Origin of the sequence: Altererythrobacter ishigakiensis, from assembly GCF_001663155.1 — a bacterium.
Taxonomy (GTDB): domain Bacteria; phylum Pseudomonadota; class Alphaproteobacteria; order Sphingomonadales; family Sphingomonadaceae; genus Erythrobacter; species Erythrobacter ishigakiensis.
In genome coordinates this window covers 540,742-556,633 of sequence record NZ_CP015963.1, presented here as the reverse complement: position 1 = coordinate 556,633, position 15,892 = coordinate 540,742, and the positions used below count along the sequence as shown (strand labels likewise).

Genomic DNA, 15,892 nt, shown 5'->3' with positions numbered 1-15,892 from the left:
CCCTACTCGATAGTGCCGATTACATCGCCGACCTTGTATTTGACGCCTTCTTCGCCAGTCGGACGGATCACACCAGACGCCTGCGCTTCGATCTCGACTGTCGTTTTGTCGGTTTCAGCGGTGTAGATGACGTCGCCTTTTGTAACAACTTCGCCATCGCCGAACATCCATTCGGACAGGGTAACTTCGGTCGCGCTCATACCCAGTTTCGGGATGCGAATTTCCTCGGCCATTTACGCTTTCCCTACGCTCGCTTTGATCTGGTTCACGATATCGCTCTTTTGCGGGATCCATGCTTGCTCAAGATGCGTCGCAAAAGGAACGGCTGAGAACGTCCCGCCGATCCGGCGTACCGGGCCTTTGAGCTTGTCCCAGCATTTCTCCTGGATGTTTGCGGCGATCTCGGCACCGGTCCCGAACGGACGAACCGCTTCGTGCAATGTCAACGCGCGGCCAGTCTTGTTGACCGAGGCAAGCACTGTGGCTTCGTCGTAAGGTGCAATGGTGCGCAGATCGATGACCTCTACGCTAATGCCTTCCTTCTCAAGCTCTCCTGCAACCTCCAGCGCATCTAGCACCGTGCGGCCATAGGTGATCAGCGAAATATCCGTGCCCTCTTTTGCGATGGCAGCTTTGCCCAATGGTACCCGATACCCCGGGCCCGGGTCCTCTGACGTGAGGCCGTAGCACAGGATATTCTCGATAAAGACCACGGGGTCATTGGCATCGATGGCAGAACGCATCAGCCCACGCGCATCAGCCGCGTTGGATGGTGTTACCACATGCATGCCCGCAACATGGGCAAACCATGCCTCCAGCATGTCAGAGTGCTGACCGCCGAAACCCACGCCTACACCGGTTGTAGTGCGGATCACGATCGGGCACGGGGTTTGCCCGCCGGACATGAAGCGCAGTTTCGCTGCGTGGTTGACGATCTGGTCCATGCACACGCCAACGAAGTTCATCAGCATGATCTCAGCGATCGGACGCTGGCCCGCTAATGCAGCCCCCACCGCCGCTCCGATAATCGCGGTCTCGGATATCGGCGTCGCGCGGATGCGATGCTCGCCATATTTCTCGGTCAAGCCAGCCGTGACCTTGAACACCCCCCCGCCTTGCTTGGCAGAAACATCTTCGCCCAGGCAGAACACGCCGTCATCTTCGGCCATCGCCTCGTCAATCGCGAGGTTCAGAGCCTGCGTCATGGTAATCTCAGCCATTACGCCGTCTCCTCAAGCACGTCTTTGTAGATTTCATCGGTGTCCGGCAGCGGCGCGTCGAGCGCGTGCTGAATCGCGGCGTCGATCTCCGCGTCGATATCGGCCACAATCTTGTCCAGTTCCTCTTCGGTAAACTGCCGCTCCAGCATGACTGCGCGCAGTTTCGGCAGCGGATCTTCGCGCTTCATCTCCTCGATATGCTCAGGCGGCATGTAAGAGAAATCCGAGCCGAAAAAGTGACCCATCATGCGGTAACACATGGCTTCGACCAGAACCGGCCCCTTGCCCGAGCGGGCATGCGCAACGGCCTCTTCCATCGCTGGGTAGATCTGGTTCACGTCATTTCCGTCAACCTTGATGCCCTTCATTCCATAGCCAGCCGCGCGGCTGGAAATGTCAGGGCTGTCGGTGTGATCGGCATAGGCGGTATGTTCGCCATAGCGGTTGTTTTGGCACAGGAAGATCACAGGCAGCTTGTAGAGCTGCGCCATGTTCATCGCTTCATGGAAGCCGCCGATGTTCGCGGCGCCATCGCCGAAACTGACCAAAGTCACGCGCCCGTCGCCATTGTTTTGGCTCGCCATTGCAAGGCCGTTCGCAATCGGCAGACCTGATCCGACAACGCCAGTCGTCACCATGATCCCGGTATCGGGATCGGTGATATGCATGGTGCCGCCCTTGCCCTTGCAAGTGCCCGTTGCCTTGCCCAGGCATTCGCCCCACCACTTCTCGATCGGGATGCCTTTGGCGGTCTGTTCGCCCTGTCCGCGATAGGTGCAGACGACGTAATCGTCATTCTCCAGCGCAGCCATAGCGGCGGCGGAGACAAGCTCCTGCCCGCGCACGCAGTAATACATGACGGCAACCTTGCCCTGCATCAGCAGCTCCCGGAATTTTTCATCCGTGCGGTTCACCTTCATCGTGCGAGTATAAACATCGAGCAGCTTGTCGCGATCGATCTCAGCCATTGGGGGAGCCCTTCTCGTAAACTGTGATTAGAATTGAACGCGCCCTAGAATTGAACACGTTGAGTAAAGCCGCCATCGACGACGATGTTCGCGCCGGTCATGTACGGCACCGCCGGGCTGGCAACGAAGACAACCGCTTTGGCGACTTCCTCGTCATTGCCAAAGCGGCCCATCGGCATTCTCGCGAGGGTCGCATTGAACAATTCTGGCATAGCGCCTTCGATCACTTCCCAATTACCGCCGGGGTAGTAAATCGCACCTGGGCTGACGCAGTTTACGCGGATACCCTGAGGCGCGAGAGCCTGCGACAATTGTGAGCCGTGTGTGATCAGCGCAGCCTTCAGCGCGTTGAACGCTTGCGGTGCGACAAAAGTTTCCAGCGCGGCGGTCGATGACATCAAGACAATCGAGCCGGCATCTGATTCGGCCAGATGCGGGGTCAGCACTTCGATAGCGTGGACCGCTCCCAGAATGTCCATATCAAGGCCGTTCTGCCAATCGCCGGTCCCGCCTGTTCCAGACGAGCTGGCCATGTGGACAAAGATATCGCAGCCGCCCAGCGCCTCTGCCGCGTCCGCAACCCATTTCTTATAGTTGTCCGCACCGTCAGCCATATCGACAACCGAGCCATGGACCTTGCCGGGGCCAGCCGCATCGATCTCTTTCGTTGCAGCTTCGATCTTGTCTTCCTTGCGGCTCATGAAAGCGACATCTGCGCCCTCAGCAGCAAACAGCTTGAGCGATGCGAGGCCAAGGCCATGCGCACCGCCATTCATGATGACTTTCTTGCCCTTAAGTCCGAGATCCATCGCAAATTCTCCCAACTGATTGATCGTTAGGAATGCGATAGCGAAGCCCGCCAAGCGCAGTAATCGTCAAAAGTGTTGAGGGTCAGGCCCCAATATTGCTTTACTTGCCGCTAGGGCATCCTAGCCCGCGCGCTGGCTGGAACAATTTACTGCCATTTGGCCTTTAAGCCTGCACATTCACGTGCCACAATTACAGGCAAACAACGACTCGTTTTGAGAGAGGGTTCTGATGAATCTGGAATTCACAGCAGAAGAAATTGCGTTCCGCGAAGAAGTGCGAAGCTTTATCGCGGAAAACTATCCCAAGCATCTGGGCGACACCGGATTGCGCGAAGACCTGGAACCGGAAGATTTCGTCGCCTGGCACAAGGTTCTGGGTGAGAAGGGATGGTCAACTCCGGCTTGGCCGGTTGAATATGGCGGCACCGGATGGACCCCAACGCAGCGCTATATCTGGTCTGAAGAGAATGCACGCATCAACGCGCTGATGCCGCTGCCATTCGGGGTCTCCATGGTCGGCCCGGTGATCTACACCTTTGGCAATGAAGAGCAGAAGGCGCGGCACCTGCCCGGTATCCGCAGCGGCGATGTGTGGTGGTGTCAGGGGTATTCGGAACCCGGCGCTGGATCGGACCTTGCCTCGCTCAAGACAACCGCGGTGCGTGATGGCGATCACTATGTAATCAACGGGCAAAAGACGTGGACCACGCTGGCGCAGCACGCCGATTGGGGATTTTTCCTGTGCCGCACTGATCCGGATGCAGCCAAGCCGCAGGAAGGCATCAGCTTCATCCTGGTCGACATGAAGACACCCGGCGTCGAAGTTAAGCCTATCAAGCTGATAGACGGAGGCTACGAGGTCAATGAAACCTGGCTTACCGATGTTCGTGTGCCGGTAGAAAACCTTGTCGGCGAAGAGAACAAGGGCTGGACCTATGCCAAGTTCCTCCTCGCACATGAGCGTAGCGGCATCGCTGGTGTTGCACGCTCGAAACGCGGCGTTGAAAAGCTTCGTGAGATTGCCGGGAGCGAGCTGCTCGACGGTGAGCCGCTGATCAATGACTTCGATTTCGCGCGCAAAGTAAGCCAGCTCGAGATTGATCTGGCCGCTCTGGAAATCACAGAATTGCGCACGCTGGCCGGCGAACAGGCAGGCAAGGGCCCTGGCCCGGAAAGCTCCATCCTCAAGATCAAAGGGACGGAGATACAGCAGCGCCTGACCGAGCTGACGCTGGAAGCTGTCGGCAGCTATGGCACGCCAATGTACGGCAGCATCGCTGATGCCGGATCGAATGAATACCCGATCGGACCCGACTATGCGCAGCATTCAGCCGCAACCTATTTCAATATGCGCAAGACATCGATCTATGGCGGATCGAACGAGATTCAGCGCAACATTATCACGAAAATGATCCTCGGCCTTTAAGGCCTGAGCGATACGCGGAGAGAGACACGTGGATTTCAACTTCACTGAAGAACAGGAAATGGTGCGCGACGGATTGTCGCGACTGGTGCGCGAACAATATGGCGCAGAGACGCGCCGCGAAGTCATCGCCAGTGAAGCTGGCTGGCGGCCTGAGATCTGGGCGCAGCTTGCGGAGCTAGGCATTCTGGGCATGCCGTTTTCCGAGGAAGATGGCGGCTTCGGCGGCGGTGCGATCGATTCGATGATCGTAATGGAAGAGTTTGGCAAAGGGTTGGTCGTAGAGCCCTTCGTTCCGACTGTTGTTTGCGCAGGCGGCTTTTTCAAGCACGCGGGAACTGCGGCACAAAAGGAAGAGCATATTGGTGCCATCGTCTCTGGCGAGCGCATCTATGCCTTCGCCTATGCTGAACCGCGCGGGCGCTATGACCTGTCGGATTTGCAGACGACTGCAAAGAAAGACGGCGATGGTTATGTCTTGAACGGCCACAAGGCAGTCGTGATTGCGGCGCCTTGGGCGAGCCATCTGATTGTCACCGCGCGCACAAGCGGCGGACAGCGCGACAAGGATGGCATTTCTGTGTTCGTGCTCGACAAATCGACCGATGGCGTGGTCACACGCGATTACGAGACCGTCGACGGGCGTCGCGCGTCCGAGGTGTATTTCGAAAATGCGCGCGTGCCTGCTGACGCGCTGATCGGCGAAGAAGGCGGCGCTCTGCCGCTGATCGAGCGGGTCACGGATGAAGCCATCGCCGCGCAATGCGCGGAGGCATGCGGGGCGATGAAAGTCGCCAATGCCATGACGCTGGAATATTCAAAGCAGCGCAAGCAATTCGGCGTGCCCATCGGTAAGTTCCAGGTGCTGCAGCACCGTATGGCGGACATGTTCACTGAGTATGAGCAGTCAGTTTCTATGAGCTATCTCGCGACTCTCAAGCTTGATGCGTCCGAGAGTGAGCGCAAACGGACTGTATCCGCTGCCAAGGTACGGATCGGGCAGGCCGCGCATCATATCGGTCAGGAATCAATTCAGATCCACGGCGGCAACGGCATGACCGATGAATACGCGATCGGCCACTATTTCAAGCGGTTGACGATCTTCGATTCTGAATTTGGCAATGTCGATCATCACATGAAACGGCACGTCGCGCTCGCGTGACGTGTCGGCCATTGGTCGAATTTCTGGAAATGGTGCTGCTGGAGAGAATTGAACTCTCGACCTCACCCTTACCAAGGGTGCGCTCTACCACTGAGCTACAGCAGCGCTCGGTTGCCGCGCGCCTATTGTCTTGCGCGGGCGCAATGTCAAGCCAAGCTTGAAGTGAAATGCGCTTAGCGCCATTGCGTTTCGCATGAGTGAAGAAACCGAGAAGAAAATGTCGCGGGAAGAGCGTTTGGCGGCAAAATTGCGCGAAAACCTGCGCCGCCGCAAAGCGCAGGCGCGCGAAATGACCGAATCAGGCGGAGAAGTGCTTCCCAAAAAGGGAGAGGGGAGCTAACGGGTGTTGCTCTTATTCGTAGGGTGCCAAGCCACCCTCACCCTCCACCCTTCCGCCCGGAGCCTACCGGGGGACAATCCGGGTGTAAGGGTGGAGGGAGCGGGTGGCCCGGACCGCCGGAGAGATAATGCCTAAACTTATTCTCGTTCGCCATGGCCAAAGCCAGTGGAACCTAGAAAACCGTTTCACGGGTTGGTGGGATGTTGACCTGACAGAGCAGGGCGTTGCCGAGGCAAAGGCCGCCGGCGCGCTGATGAAAGAGAAGGGCGTTTTGCCCACCGCCTGCTTCACGTCGGTTCAAACCCGCGCGATCAAGACCCTCAATCTCGCATTGGAAGAAATGGGCCGGCTATGGTTGCCAGTCACGAAGGATTGGCGCCTTAATGAGCGTCACTATGGCGGGCTGACTGGGCTCAACAAGCAGGAAACGCGCGAGAAACACGGTGATGAGCAGGTGCACATCTGGCGCCGCAGCTTTGACGTTCCGCCGCCGCCGATGGAGCCGGGCAGTGAATTCGATCCGGGCAACGATCCGCGCTATGAGGGCATTGATGTGCCCTATACCGAAAGCCTGAAGCTCACGATCGAACGCGTGCTGCCCTATTGGGAAAGCGATATCCTGCCCGTGCTGGCGAGCGGTGAGACTGTGATCATTTCAGCGCACGGCAACAGTCTGCGCGCGCTGGTGAAGCATCTTTCGAAGATTTCAGATGAGGACATCACCGGGCTGGAGATTCCCACCGGCCAGCCGATCATCTATGACTTTGATGACAACATGGTGCCGGGCGAACGGTATTATCTGAAAGACAGCTAAGGGGGCGCTGTTATGAGCAAAGTTGCCATAGTGATGGGCAGCCAGTCAGACTGGCCCACCATGAAGCGCGCCGCCGAAGTGCTGGAAGAACTCGAAGTCGAGCACGAAGCACGCATCGTGTCCGCGCATCGTACGCCAGACCGCATGAGCGCCTTTGCCAAAGGCGCGGAAGGCGAAGGCTTTGATGTCATCGTCGCAGGCGCAGGCGGCGCGGCGCATCTGCCCGGAATGATCGCCGCGATGACCCATCTGCCGGTGCTGGGAGTGCCAGTGCAATCCAAAGCACTAAGCGGGCAGGACAGCTTGCTTTCGATTGTCCAGATGCCGGCGGGCGTTCCCGTTGGCACGCTGGCGATTGGTGAAGCGGGTGCAACGAATGCCGGGTTGATGGCAGCCGCGATCCTCGCCCTACAGGATGAAGACCTGTCGGAACGCCTGCAGGATTGGCGCGCGGCACGCAGCGCGGCGGTGGCGGAGCATCCGACGGACTGATGCTCAAGCCTGGCAGCACCATCGGCATTTTAGGTGGCGGCCAGCTTGGCCGGATGATGGCGATGTCGGCTGCACAATTGGGCTACCGCGTGATTGGCTATTCCCCGCCGGGCGACAATGTTGCGGCCGATTTGTGCCACGATTTCTTCGAGAAAGGCTGGGGCGATAAAGAGGCTCTCGCTGCATTTGCCGCAAAGTGCGATGTAGTGACCTGGGAATTCGAGAATGTGCCGCTGAGTGCAGTCGCGATGATCCCGGAAAGTTTGCTCACGCCCCATTCGCGCGCGCTTGAAGCGGCACAGGACCGCTTGAAAGAAAAGCGCTTCGTCGAAGGATTCGGCGGCAAACCAGCACCCTATATGGCAGTCGATTCAGAAGCTGATCTTGCCTCCGCGGCAGAGCGCATCGGCACGCCGGGCATCCTTAAGACAGCGCGCGACGGCTATGATGGCAAGGGCCAGTGGCGCATTGCATCGCTGCGCGATGTCGACAGCTTCCGCTTTCCGGGCAAACCCTGCGTCTATGAAGGCATGGTCGAGTTTGACGCTGAGTTTTCCGTAATCCTGGTGCGCGCTGCTGGCGGCGAGGTGCGCTTCTGGGATTCGACCGCCAATGTCCACAAGGGCGGCATGCTGGAAACTTCGACTCTGCCCGCTGGAGACGCGGTAGATCAACACGTCGAAGCCGCGCGCGAGATCGCCCGGCAAACCGCTGAGGCGCTCAATTATGTCGGCGTGCTTACGCTGGAGTTCTTCGCGACGGCGCAGGGCCCGGTGTTCAACGAGATGGCGCCGCGGGTGCATAATTCGGGCCATTGGAGCATCGAAGGCGCGGCCACCAGTCAGTTCGAAAACCACATTCGCGCGATCTGCGGCTTGCCCTTGGGCTCAACCGAAACACGGTTCGCCAATATCGAGATGCGCAATATCGTGGGCGAGGATGCGCTCACCGCCTACGAAATGCTGAGCGAGGATACTGAGGCGCACCTGCATCTCTATGGCAAAGCCGAGGCGCGCGAGGGGCGCAAGATGGGCCATGTCACCCGTGTGAGCGGCTGCAAAAGCTGATCCGATGGAAGAGGGGCTATTCCTGATCTATGCGCGCGCCGCAAACGGCACGATTGGCAAGGACAATTCGCTGCCCTGGCATCTGCCCGCTGACCTGAAACGGTTCAAGGCGCTGACCATGGGCAAGCCAATGATCATGGGCCGTAAGACGTTTGAAAGCCTGCCCGGCCTGTTGCCAGGGCGGCGGCACATAGTTCTCACTCGGCGCGAAAGCTGGGACAGTGATGGCGCGGAAGTCGCACGCAGTGTCGAGGAAGCCATCGCGCTCGCTCGCCAAGATAACGGCGGCGGAGAAATCGCTGTGGTCGGCGGCGCAGCGATCTACGATGTGTTTCGCCCACTGGCTGAGCGGATCGAACTGACTGAAGTGCACGCAGAGTTCGAAGGTGATACCTTCGTGAAGCCAATCGGGTCAGAATGGGAGGTGACCGCGCGGGAGGATTTCCCGGCAGAGGGCGATTTGCCAGCGTACTCCTTCGTGACCTACCACCGCCGTGAGGAGGAGAGCTGATGCGCTGGCTCGACCATCGCGAGACTGTGCCCGACGCGCTGCGCGGTGCGATTATCGCGCTGGGCAATTTTGATGGCTTTCACAAAGGACATCAGGCGGTAGCGGGCGAGGCAATCGACTGGGCGCATGCCGAGGGCCGCCCTTCGATCATCGCCACTTTCGATCCGCATCCGGTGCGTTTCTTCCGCCCCGATGTCCCGCCCTTCCGGCTGACCACGCTTGAGCAGCGGCAAGAGCTATATCTGGCCGCAGGCGCAACCGCGATGCTGGTGTTCCACTTCGATCGTGAGCTATCCAGCACCAGCGCGGAAGATTTCATTACAGAGATCCTGATCAATCGGTTTGGCGCGCACGGTGTAGTGACTGGTGGCGACTTCAGCTTTGGCCAAGGTGCGAAGGGCAATGTTGATCTGCTGCGCGAGCTGGGCGGCGCACATGGATTGCAGAGCCGCGTCGTCGATGTGGTCGAAGATCGCAGCGAAGTCGTCTCCTCCAGCCGCATCCGTGATGCCTTGCGCGATGGTGATCCGCAGCTTGCCGCCCAGCTTCTCACCCGCCCGTTCGCGATCCGCGGCATCGTGGAACATGGCGACAAGAACGGCCGCAAGCTCGGCTACCCCACCGCCAATCTGGCGATCGATAAATACCTGCGTCCCAAATACGGCGTCTATGCCGTGACGGGCCGCATCCTGAGCACTGGCGAGGAACTGAATGGCGCCGCCAATATTGGCGTGCGCCCGCAGTTTGAACCGCCGAAGGAATTGCTCGAGCCGTATTTCTTTGACTTCTCCGGTGACCTTTATGGGCAAGAGATAGAAGTCGCCTTCCATCATTTCCTGCGCGGCGAAGCGAAGTTTGACAGCCTTGATGAATTGACCGCGCAGATGGAGAAGGATTGCGCCGAGGCGAAGAGGCTTCTAAGCGCCCCCCAAACCTGAATCAGAGCACGATGACCGAAAAGCGCGACTATAAAGATACCGTCTTCCTGCCGAAGACCGATTTCCCGATGAAAGCCGGCTTGCCTCAGAAGGAGCCGGGCATTCAGGCGCGCTGGGAATCCGAGGGACTCTATCGCCAGCTGCGCGAAGCGCGCGCGGGGCGTGAGAAGTTCATCCTGCATGATGGGCCGCCCTATGCGAATGGCGATATGCATATCGGCCATGCGCTGAACCATATCCTGAAAGACATGGTCTGCCGCACGCAGAATCTGGCAGGCAAGGACGCGCCCTATGTGCCGGGCTGGGATTGCCACGGTCTGCCGATCGAATGGAAGATCGAAGAGCAGTACCGCAAGAAGAAGCGCGACAAGAACGAAGTCGATCCCAGGGAATTCCGCGCTGAATGCCGCGCCTATGCGCAGCATTGGGTCGATACGCAGCGTGAGCAGCTGAAGCGGCTGGGCATCATGGGCGATTGGGACAATCCCTATCTGACCATGGATTTCGCGGCGGAAGGCACGATTGTGTCCGAGCTGCTGAAATTTGCTGAAAGCGGCAATCTCTATCGCGGGTCAAAGCCGGTGATGTGGAGCCCGGTGGAGAAGACCGCGCTCGCCGAGGCCGAGGTCGAATATGAAGATTTGACCGATAGCCCGCAGATCGATGTGGCATTTGAGATCACAGAATCGCCGATTGAGGAACTCGTCGGCGCGCATGCGGTGATCTGGACGACCACGCCTTGGACGATCCCGGTGAACCAGGCTTTGGCCTATGGGCCGGATGTCTATTACCAGCACATCAAGGCCAGCGACGGGCGCCGGTACCTTGTCGCGTTCGACTTAATTGATGACTTTCTGGAGCGCACGGGACTGAGCTACCGCCATCCAGATGCTAGTGCCGGCATCGAACAAATGCCTGCCAACAACATCAAAGGCTCCGACCTAGCAGGTACAAAAGCCCGCCACCCCATGCACCACCTCGGCAGGTTTTACGCGACACCGCGCCCGTTCCTCGCTGGCGATTTTGTTACCACCGATAGTGGTACTGGCCTGGTCCATATGTCGCCTGACCATGGCGAAGACGATTTCGCGCTGTGCAAGGAGCATGGCATCGAGCCGGTTTTCGCAGTGATGGATGACGGGCGTTATCGCGACGACTGGCTGTGGCTGGGCGGAGCGGATGAGCGCCGCCGCAGCGTCATCAACAAACCGTTCAATTCACTAGAAGGCCCGATCTGCAGCGACCTGCGCGAAGCGGGCGCATTGCTAAGCGCCTCTGCCGATTACGCGCACAGCTATCCGCATTCATGGCGCTCCAAGGCCAAGGTCATCTATCGCTGCACGCCGCAGTGGTTCGTACCGATGGACAAGAGCCTGCACTGGCTCAGCCCCAAGACTGCCGAGGAAAAGGGCTGGGAAGCCGAAGGTGGCGCAATCGATCCCGCGGATGAGAAGCCGTGCGCAGCACCCACACTGCGCGAACGCGCGATGGAGGAAATCGCTCGCGTCCGCTTCGTGCCGGAAAAAGGCCGCAACCGCATCGGCAGCATGGTCGAGGGTCGCCCGGACTGGGTGCTGTCCCGCCAGCGCGCATGGGGTGTGCCGATCACGCTGTTCGTCAATCGCGAGAGCGGCGACTACCTGCGCGATGAAGCCGTGAATGCGCGCATCGTTGCCGCCGTGCACAAGGAAGGCGTTGACGCGTGGGAACAGGATCGCGCGCAGGAATTCCTCGGCCCCGATTACAACGCCGATGATTTCGAGATGGTCACCGACATTCTGGACGTGTGGTTCGATTCGGGCTGCACGCACAGCTTCGTGCTCGAAAGCGGCAAATGGCCGGACCTGCAATGGCCAGCCAATCTCTACCTCGAAGGCAGTGACCAACACCGTGGCTGGTTCCAGTCATCGCTGCTGCAAAGCTGCGCGACCCGCGGCCGCGCGCCTTATGACGAAGTGCTGACCCACGGCTTCACCATGGATGCCAAGGGCAAGAAGATGTCGAAGTCGCTCGGCAACACCATCGATCCGCTGAAGGTCATGGAGCAATATGGCGCCGATATCATCCGGCTGTGGGCGCTCTCGGTCGATTTCACCGAGGATCACCGCATCGGCGATGAAATCCTGAAAGGCGTAGGCGACCAGTACCGCAAGCTGCGCAACACCTTCCGCTATCTGCTCGGCGCGCTTGACGGGTTTGTCGGCGACATGGGCGATGCGGGCGAAATCCCCGAGCTTGAGCGCTATGTTCTGGCGCTGCTGGCTGGCCTTGACGGCAAGCTGCGCAAAGCCGTGGATGACTATGACTTCAACACCTACACTCGCCTGCTGGTCGATTTCTGCAACGAAGACCTCTCCGCGTTCTTCTTCGATATCCGCAAAGACACGCTCTATTGTGACGGGCCGGACAGCAACACACGCAATGCCTATCGCACGGTGCTGGACCTGCTGTTCCACGCGCTGGTGCGCTATGCCGCGCCGGTGCTGGTCTACACCGCAGAAGAGGTGTGGAGCACACGCTATCCGGACGGCGGCAGCGTCCACTTGCTCGAATGGCCAGCCGTACCGGGAATCTCCGCCGATGGCGCGAAGTGGGGCAAGCTACGCGACCTGCGCGAACGCGTGAACGAAGCGATTGAGCCGCTGCGGCGCGAAAAAGTGATCCGTTCCAGCCTTGAAGCAGAAGTCATTGTGCCCGCCGATGCGGTGCCTGAAGGCTTCAGCGACGCAGATCTGGCCGAATTGTTCATCACAGCGTCAGTCACGCGCAGCGATAGCGACAGCGTGACCGTCACCAAAACCAATCATCACAAATGCGGCCGCTGCTGGCGCTTGCTTCCAGAAGTTTCGGAAGATGGCGAGCTGTGCAATCGCTGTGAGGATGTCGTTGGTGAATAGCGCGATGTTTACCCGCGCCCGTTGGATTGGTCTGGGCATTGCCGCGCTGATCTTTGTCAGCGACCAGTTCGTCAAATGGCTGGTCGATGGCCCGCTTGGCCTGATGCGCGAAGGCGACAAACTTGACCTGCTGCCATTCTTCGATTTCACCCGGGTGCATAACCGCGGCGTTTCACTGGGGTTGTTCGAAGCCACCAGCGATGAGACCCGCTGGATTCTGGTAGGCGTTACCGCGCTGATCGCGGTTGTGGTTGCCGTCTGGATGTTCCGCGAGCGATTGCTGGGCGACATCATCGGCCTGGGCATGATTTTGGGCGGCGCGCTGGGAAATATCGTCGACCGGACACGCTATGGCTATGTCCTCGACTATGCCGATTTCCATATCGGGGATTTTCGCCCCTTCCTTATTTTCAATGTCGCCGACGCCGCTATCACCATCGGTGTGGTGATAATCCTTGTGCGCAGCTTCTTCGTAAGCGACAATGCACGTAAGGCCGAAGCTGAATAGCAAGAATAGATGCCGCCAATGCGGCCAATGGAGTGAATGAAATGCCTAGTCTCAAGACGCCCATTCTTTTGATCGCAACCAGCGCAATGCTGGCCGGGTGCGGCGGCGGCGGTATTCTCAATCGCGAGCGGCCGGATGAATTCGCTGTTCAGCGGCAAGCCCCGTTGGTTGTACCGCCAGACTTCAACCTGGTCCCGCCTGCTCCAGGCGCTCCCCGTCCGGGTGACGGTTCGACTCAGGAACAGGCATTGGAAGCGCTGTTCGGTGGCCCCGCTCCGCGCAGCCAGGTCGAAACAAGTGCCCTCGACAGAGCGGGTCAGGCCGCTCCTGGTATCCGCTCCTCAGTGGGTGATCCGGAAACCAACACTGTCGCCAAAGGCACGGTAACGCGTGATATCATCGCTGCGCCCGAAGGCGCCGGCGCCAGCGCTACGGCTGTGATTCCAGGGTAATTTTTGATTTCCGCAAGCGCATCCGCGCTCGCGATTTCCTCGCTCATGCGGTCTTGTATCGCGTCGCCACGGACGGCCGGTTGGCCTTTGGCTACCGCGACCAAGCGTACAAACCCGCGCTATTCCTGAGACACCAGTAATTTGTCGATCCGGCGTCCGTCCATATCGACGACCTCGAAACGCCAGCCCTGATCGTGGAAATGATCGCCCGCAACCGGTAGTCGTTTCATCACTGACAAAACATAGCCAGCGGCGGTACCAAACTCGCGGCTCTCGTCATACTCGATACCTAACCGGTCAGCGAGAGCGTCAGCAGAGAGAGCGCCTGAAACAAGCAGCGAGCCGTCCTCGCGCTCTACCAGAAGCGGCGTATCGCCTTCGTCCTGGTCGCTGGCAAATTCACCGGCCATCGCAGTAAGCAGATCAACTGGTGTGATGATCCCGTCGAGATGACCGTATTCATCATGCACCATCGCCATGGCAATTTCGGATTGCTGGAGTACACGTAGGGCATCCATTGCATCCAGCTGATCGGGCACGACTTCAGCCTTTCGCATCAGCCGTTTCAGCGAAACCTTTTTGCCCTGTACCATTGCGCCCAATACTTCACGCACTTTGACTACGCCTAGAACATTGTCCGCTGATCCATCAGCGACAGGCAAGAGCGAGTGCGGGCTGTTCTCGATTGTTTTGCGGATTTCCGCTTCATTGGCGGCAATTTCAATCCAGTCGAGTTCTGTGCGTGGCGTCATCAACTCGCGCACGGGACGCTCAGCCAGCCGCACAACGCCCGTCAGGATCTGATGCTGATCTTCCTCGATCGCACCAGAGCGAGTGGCATCGGCAAAAATCATCTGCAGCTCTTCAGCGGTGACAGATGATTGCCCGCCGGGCCGGACACCTAGCATCCGGATCAGCACTCCGGATGAAGTGTCCAGCACCCAAACCAGCGGCGCAGCGAACTTCGCGATCATCGCCATCGGCCGTGCCATCGCAAGCGCAATCGGCACTGCGTGACGCAGCGCCAACTGCTTGGGAACCAGTTCGCCAACCACCAGGCTGAGGTAAGTGGTCAACGCAATCACCAGGACAAAGCCGGCATCGCTTGCGTAATCGGTAGGCACACCGAATGCCGCCAGCCTTTCGCCAACAGGCTCGCCCAGGCTGGCACCTGAATACGCACCGGCAATAATTCCCACCAGCGTTATGCCGATCTGAACAGTCGAGAGAAACTTCCCCGGGTCAGCAGCCAGTTGCAAGGCGGTCTTTGCGCTCACCGAACCCTTGTCACGTTTGGCCTTAAGGCGCGCTGGCTTTGCGGATACTATCGCCAGCTCTGACATGGCGAACACGCCGTTGAGCACGATCAATCCGATGATGATAAAAGCATCTGGCCAGGGAAACGGTGTCACACTCACTTCGCTAGCATAAATCTTCGCACTTGCCAGCTTCATTGCACAGCCAGCCGTAAAGCTTTAGAAAGATCACATAGCGATCAATGTCTTGGGGAAGGCATGAGTCGCGATTGCGGGGCGAGATGCTTGAGACATTCGGGCATTCTTGGAGGAGAATTTTGATGAAGACATCACGTATTATGCTTTCCAGCCTGGCGGCAGCCTCACTGCTCGGCACCAGTGCATGTGTAACAGATCCCAATACTGGTGAACGTAAAGTCTCTCGCACGGCAATCGGCGGCGTAGGCGGGGCCGTGCTGGGCGGATTGCTCGGCGGTGCGATTGGCGGCAAGACCGGGCGCATTGTAGGCGCGGTCGCCGGCGGCGCTGCGGGCGGCTATGTCGGCTACACGATGGACCAGCAAATCCGTGAGCTTAAGGAAGAGACCGAAGGTTCCGGCGTTGAAGTGACTGAGGTCGATAATGGCGAAGCCATTTTGCTCAACCTGCCAGATAATGTCACCTTTGACGTGGGCAGTGCCACTTTAAACCCTGGCTTCCGCAGCACGTTGGACGGCGTTGCCGAGAATCTGGTCAAATATCCCAACAGTCTGGTGGATGTGTATGGCCACACCGATTCGACTGGCTCGGATGCATTCAACCAGACACTGTCAGAGCGCCGCGCACAAACGGTCGCAAATTACCTCCAGTCCCGAGGCGTTTCGCAGGCGCGTATCCGCTGGCAGGGCTTCGGGGAAACTCTTCCCATCGCGACCAATGACACACCCGAAGGCCGTGCTCGTAATCGCCGTGTCGAAATCAAAATCATCCCGTTCGACGAGCAGGATGTGCAGGAGGCGCAAGCCCAGCAGGGCTACTAAGCTTACAGCTCTTGCA

17 protein-coding genes and 1 tRNA gene are annotated in these 15,892 nt (G+C 58.8%); 12 read left to right on the top strand and 6 right to left on the bottom strand.

What is annotated here, in order from left to right; translation table 11 throughout:
* Positions 1-2: 2 nt before the first annotated feature.
* Genes A6F69_RS02710 through A6F69_RS02695 form a run of 4 tightly spaced genes read right to left on the bottom strand, consistent with a single transcriptional unit; the run spans position 3 to position 2,997 of the window.
* On the bottom strand, positions 3-233 hold the full coding sequence (locus tag A6F69_RS02710) for a biotin/lipoyl-containing protein (RefSeq protein ID WP_067597036.1): 231 nt from the start codon (positions 231-233) through the stop codon (positions 3-5).
* Entirely contained in the window at positions 234-1,220 is a 987-nt protein-coding gene (locus tag A6F69_RS02705; RefSeq protein ID WP_067597034.1) for an alpha-ketoacid dehydrogenase subunit beta, read from the bottom strand.
* The gene (locus A6F69_RS02700) at positions 1,220-2,188 is read right to left on the bottom strand and encodes a thiamine pyrophosphate-dependent dehydrogenase E1 component subunit alpha (protein ID WP_067597032.1); all 969 of its coding nucleotides are present in this window, start codon (positions 2,186-2,188) and stop codon (positions 1,220-1,222) included. Before A6F69_RS02700 ends, A6F69_RS02705 begins: the two co-directional genes overlap by 1 nt.
* A 44-nt stretch (positions 2,189-2,232) precedes the next feature.
* A complete protein-coding gene (locus tag A6F69_RS02695; protein ID WP_067602315.1) occupies positions 2,233-2,997 on the bottom strand; it encodes an SDR family NAD(P)-dependent oxidoreductase in 765 nt (254 codons plus the stop codon).
* Positions 2,998-3,226: 229 nt separating this feature from the next.
* Here A6F69_RS02695 and A6F69_RS02690 point away from each other — a divergent pair, with 229 nt between their 5' ends.
* Together A6F69_RS02690 and A6F69_RS02685 are read left to right on the top strand one after the other, a co-directional pair.
* Positions 3,227-4,423, top strand: a complete 1,197-nt coding sequence (locus A6F69_RS02690; protein WP_067597030.1) for an acyl-CoA dehydrogenase family protein — start codon at positions 3,227-3,229, stop codon at positions 4,421-4,423.
* A gap of 28 nt (positions 4,424-4,451) precedes the next feature.
* Complete coding sequence (locus A6F69_RS02685) at positions 4,452-5,582, top strand: acyl-CoA dehydrogenase family protein (RefSeq protein WP_067597028.1); 1,131 nt, start codon at positions 4,452-4,454, stop codon at positions 5,580-5,582.
* A 30-nt stretch (positions 5,583-5,612) separates the two neighbouring features.
* Here the strand turns inward: A6F69_RS02685 and A6F69_RS02680 are convergent.
* A tRNA-Thr gene (locus A6F69_RS02680) sits at positions 5,613-5,687 on the bottom strand.
* Between the two features lie 88 nt (positions 5,688-5,775).
* Between A6F69_RS02680 and A6F69_RS13125 the strand changes: the two genes are divergently transcribed.
* The 9 genes from A6F69_RS13125 to A6F69_RS02640 all read left to right on the top strand — a co-directional run bounded on the left by A6F69_RS13125 (position 5,776) and on the right by A6F69_RS02640 (position 13,601).
* A complete protein-coding gene (locus tag A6F69_RS13125) occupies positions 5,776-5,922 on the top strand; it encodes a hypothetical protein (protein WP_169816537.1) in 147 nt (48 codons plus the stop codon).
* 127 nt (positions 5,923-6,049) lie between these two features.
* Positions 6,050-6,736 carry a 2,3-diphosphoglycerate-dependent phosphoglycerate mutase gene (gene gpmA, locus A6F69_RS02675; protein WP_067602312.1) on the top strand — a complete coding sequence of 229 codons (687 nt, stop codon included), beginning with the start codon at positions 6,050-6,052 and terminating at the stop codon, positions 6,734-6,736.
* A gap of 12 nt (positions 6,737-6,748) precedes the next feature.
* On the top strand, positions 6,749-7,228 hold the full coding sequence (gene purE, locus A6F69_RS02670; RefSeq protein ID WP_067597026.1) for a 5-(carboxyamino)imidazole ribonucleotide mutase: 480 nt from the start codon (positions 6,749-6,751) through the stop codon (positions 7,226-7,228).
* On the top strand, positions 7,228-8,295 hold the full coding sequence (locus A6F69_RS02665) for a 5-(carboxyamino)imidazole ribonucleotide synthase (protein WP_067602308.1): 1,068 nt from the start codon (positions 7,228-7,230) through the stop codon (positions 8,293-8,295). The genes purE and A6F69_RS02665 overlap by 1 nt, the downstream gene beginning before the upstream one ends.
* Positions 8,296-8,299: 4 nt before the next feature.
* Positions 8,300-8,806, top strand: a complete 507-nt coding sequence (locus A6F69_RS02660) for a dihydrofolate reductase (RefSeq protein ID WP_067597024.1) — start codon at positions 8,300-8,302, stop codon at positions 8,804-8,806.
* Positions 8,806-9,744 (top strand): bifunctional riboflavin kinase/FAD synthetase, encoded by a 939-nt coding sequence (locus A6F69_RS02655; protein ID WP_067597022.1) that lies wholly within the window; start codon positions 8,806-8,808, stop codon positions 9,742-9,744. The genes A6F69_RS02660 and A6F69_RS02655 overlap by 1 nt, the downstream gene beginning before the upstream one ends.
* A gap of 11 nt (positions 9,745-9,755) precedes the next feature.
* A complete protein-coding gene (gene ileS / locus A6F69_RS02650) occupies positions 9,756-12,641 on the top strand; it encodes an isoleucine--tRNA ligase (protein WP_067597020.1) in 2,886 nt (961 codons plus the stop codon).
* Complete coding sequence (gene lspA / locus A6F69_RS02645) at positions 12,625-13,149, top strand: signal peptidase II (protein WP_144573517.1); 525 nt, start codon at positions 12,625-12,627, stop codon at positions 13,147-13,149. Before ileS ends, lspA begins: the two co-directional genes overlap by 17 nt.
* A 41-nt stretch (positions 13,150-13,190) precedes the next feature.
* Positions 13,191-13,601, top strand: a complete 411-nt coding sequence (locus A6F69_RS02640) for a DUF3035 domain-containing protein (protein WP_067597018.1) — start codon at positions 13,191-13,193, stop codon at positions 13,599-13,601.
* 119 nt (positions 13,602-13,720) lie between these two features.
* On the opposite strand, the gene A6F69_RS02635 is transcribed toward A6F69_RS02640, so the two are convergent.
* Positions 13,721-15,013 carry a hemolysin family protein gene (locus A6F69_RS02635; RefSeq protein WP_067602302.1) on the bottom strand — a complete coding sequence of 431 codons (1,293 nt, stop codon included), beginning with the start codon at positions 15,011-15,013 and terminating at the stop codon, positions 13,721-13,723.
* Positions 15,014-15,177: 164 nt separating this feature from the next.
* On the opposite strand from A6F69_RS02635, the gene A6F69_RS02630 reads away from it, so the two are divergent.
* Positions 15,178-15,876 carry a YiaD family glycine zipper/OmpA-like lipoprotein gene (locus A6F69_RS02630; RefSeq protein ID WP_067597016.1) on the top strand — a complete coding sequence of 233 codons (699 nt, stop codon included), beginning with the start codon at positions 15,178-15,180 and terminating at the stop codon, positions 15,874-15,876.
* The last annotated feature ends 16 nt before the right edge of the window (positions 15,877-15,892 follow it).

What these genes read in the sequence shown, in the direction of transcription:
- A6F69_RS02640 (WP_067597018.1), top strand. Translation starts at nt 13,191, where the DNA reads ATGCCTAGTCTCAAGACGCCCATTCTTTTGATCGCAACCAGCGCAATG.
- A6F69_RS02690 (WP_067597030.1), top strand. Translation starts at nt 3,227, where the DNA reads ATGAATCTGGAATTCACAGCAGAAGAAATTGCGTTCCGCGAAGAAGTG.
- gpmA (WP_067602312.1), top strand. Translation starts at nt 6,050, where the DNA reads ATGCCTAAACTTATTCTCGTTCGCCATGGCCAAAGCCAGTGGAACCTA.
- A6F69_RS13125 (WP_169816537.1), top strand. Translation starts at nt 5,776, where the DNA reads ATGAGTGAAGAAACCGAGAAGAAAATGTCGCGGGAAGAGCGTTTGGCG.
- A6F69_RS02700 (WP_067597032.1), bottom strand. Translation starts at nt 2,188, where the DNA reads ATGGCTGAGATCGATCGCGACAAGCTGCTCGATGTTTATACTCGCACG.
- A6F69_RS02665 (WP_067602308.1), top strand. Translation starts at nt 7,228, where the DNA reads ATGCTCAAGCCTGGCAGCACCATCGGCATTTTAGGTGGCGGCCAGCTT.
- A6F69_RS02695 (WP_067602315.1), bottom strand. Translation starts at nt 2,997, where the DNA reads ATGGATCTCGGACTTAAGGGCAAGAAAGTCATCATGAATGGCGGTGCG.
- ileS (WP_067597020.1), top strand. Translation starts at nt 9,756, where the DNA reads ATGACCGAAAAGCGCGACTATAAAGATACCGTCTTCCTGCCGAAGACC.
- A6F69_RS02710 (WP_067597036.1), bottom strand. Translation starts at nt 233, where the DNA reads ATGGCCGAGGAAATTCGCATCCCGAAACTGGGTATGAGCGCGACCGAA.
- A6F69_RS02660 (WP_067597024.1), top strand. Translation starts at nt 8,300, where the DNA reads ATGGAAGAGGGGCTATTCCTGATCTATGCGCGCGCCGCAAACGGCACG.
- A6F69_RS02705 (WP_067597034.1), bottom strand. Translation starts at nt 1,220, where the DNA reads ATGGCTGAGATTACCATGACGCAGGCTCTGAACCTCGCGATTGACGAG.
- purE (WP_067597026.1), top strand. Translation starts at nt 6,749, where the DNA reads ATGAGCAAAGTTGCCATAGTGATGGGCAGCCAGTCAGACTGGCCCACC.
- A6F69_RS02630 (WP_067597016.1), top strand. Translation starts at nt 15,178, where the DNA reads ATGAAGACATCACGTATTATGCTTTCCAGCCTGGCGGCAGCCTCACTG.
- lspA (WP_144573517.1), top strand. Translation starts at nt 12,625, where the DNA reads ATGTCGTTGGTGAATAGCGCGATGTTTACCCGCGCCCGTTGGATTGGT.
- A6F69_RS02655 (WP_067597022.1), top strand. Translation starts at nt 8,806, where the DNA reads ATGCGCTGGCTCGACCATCGCGAGACTGTGCCCGACGCGCTGCGCGGT.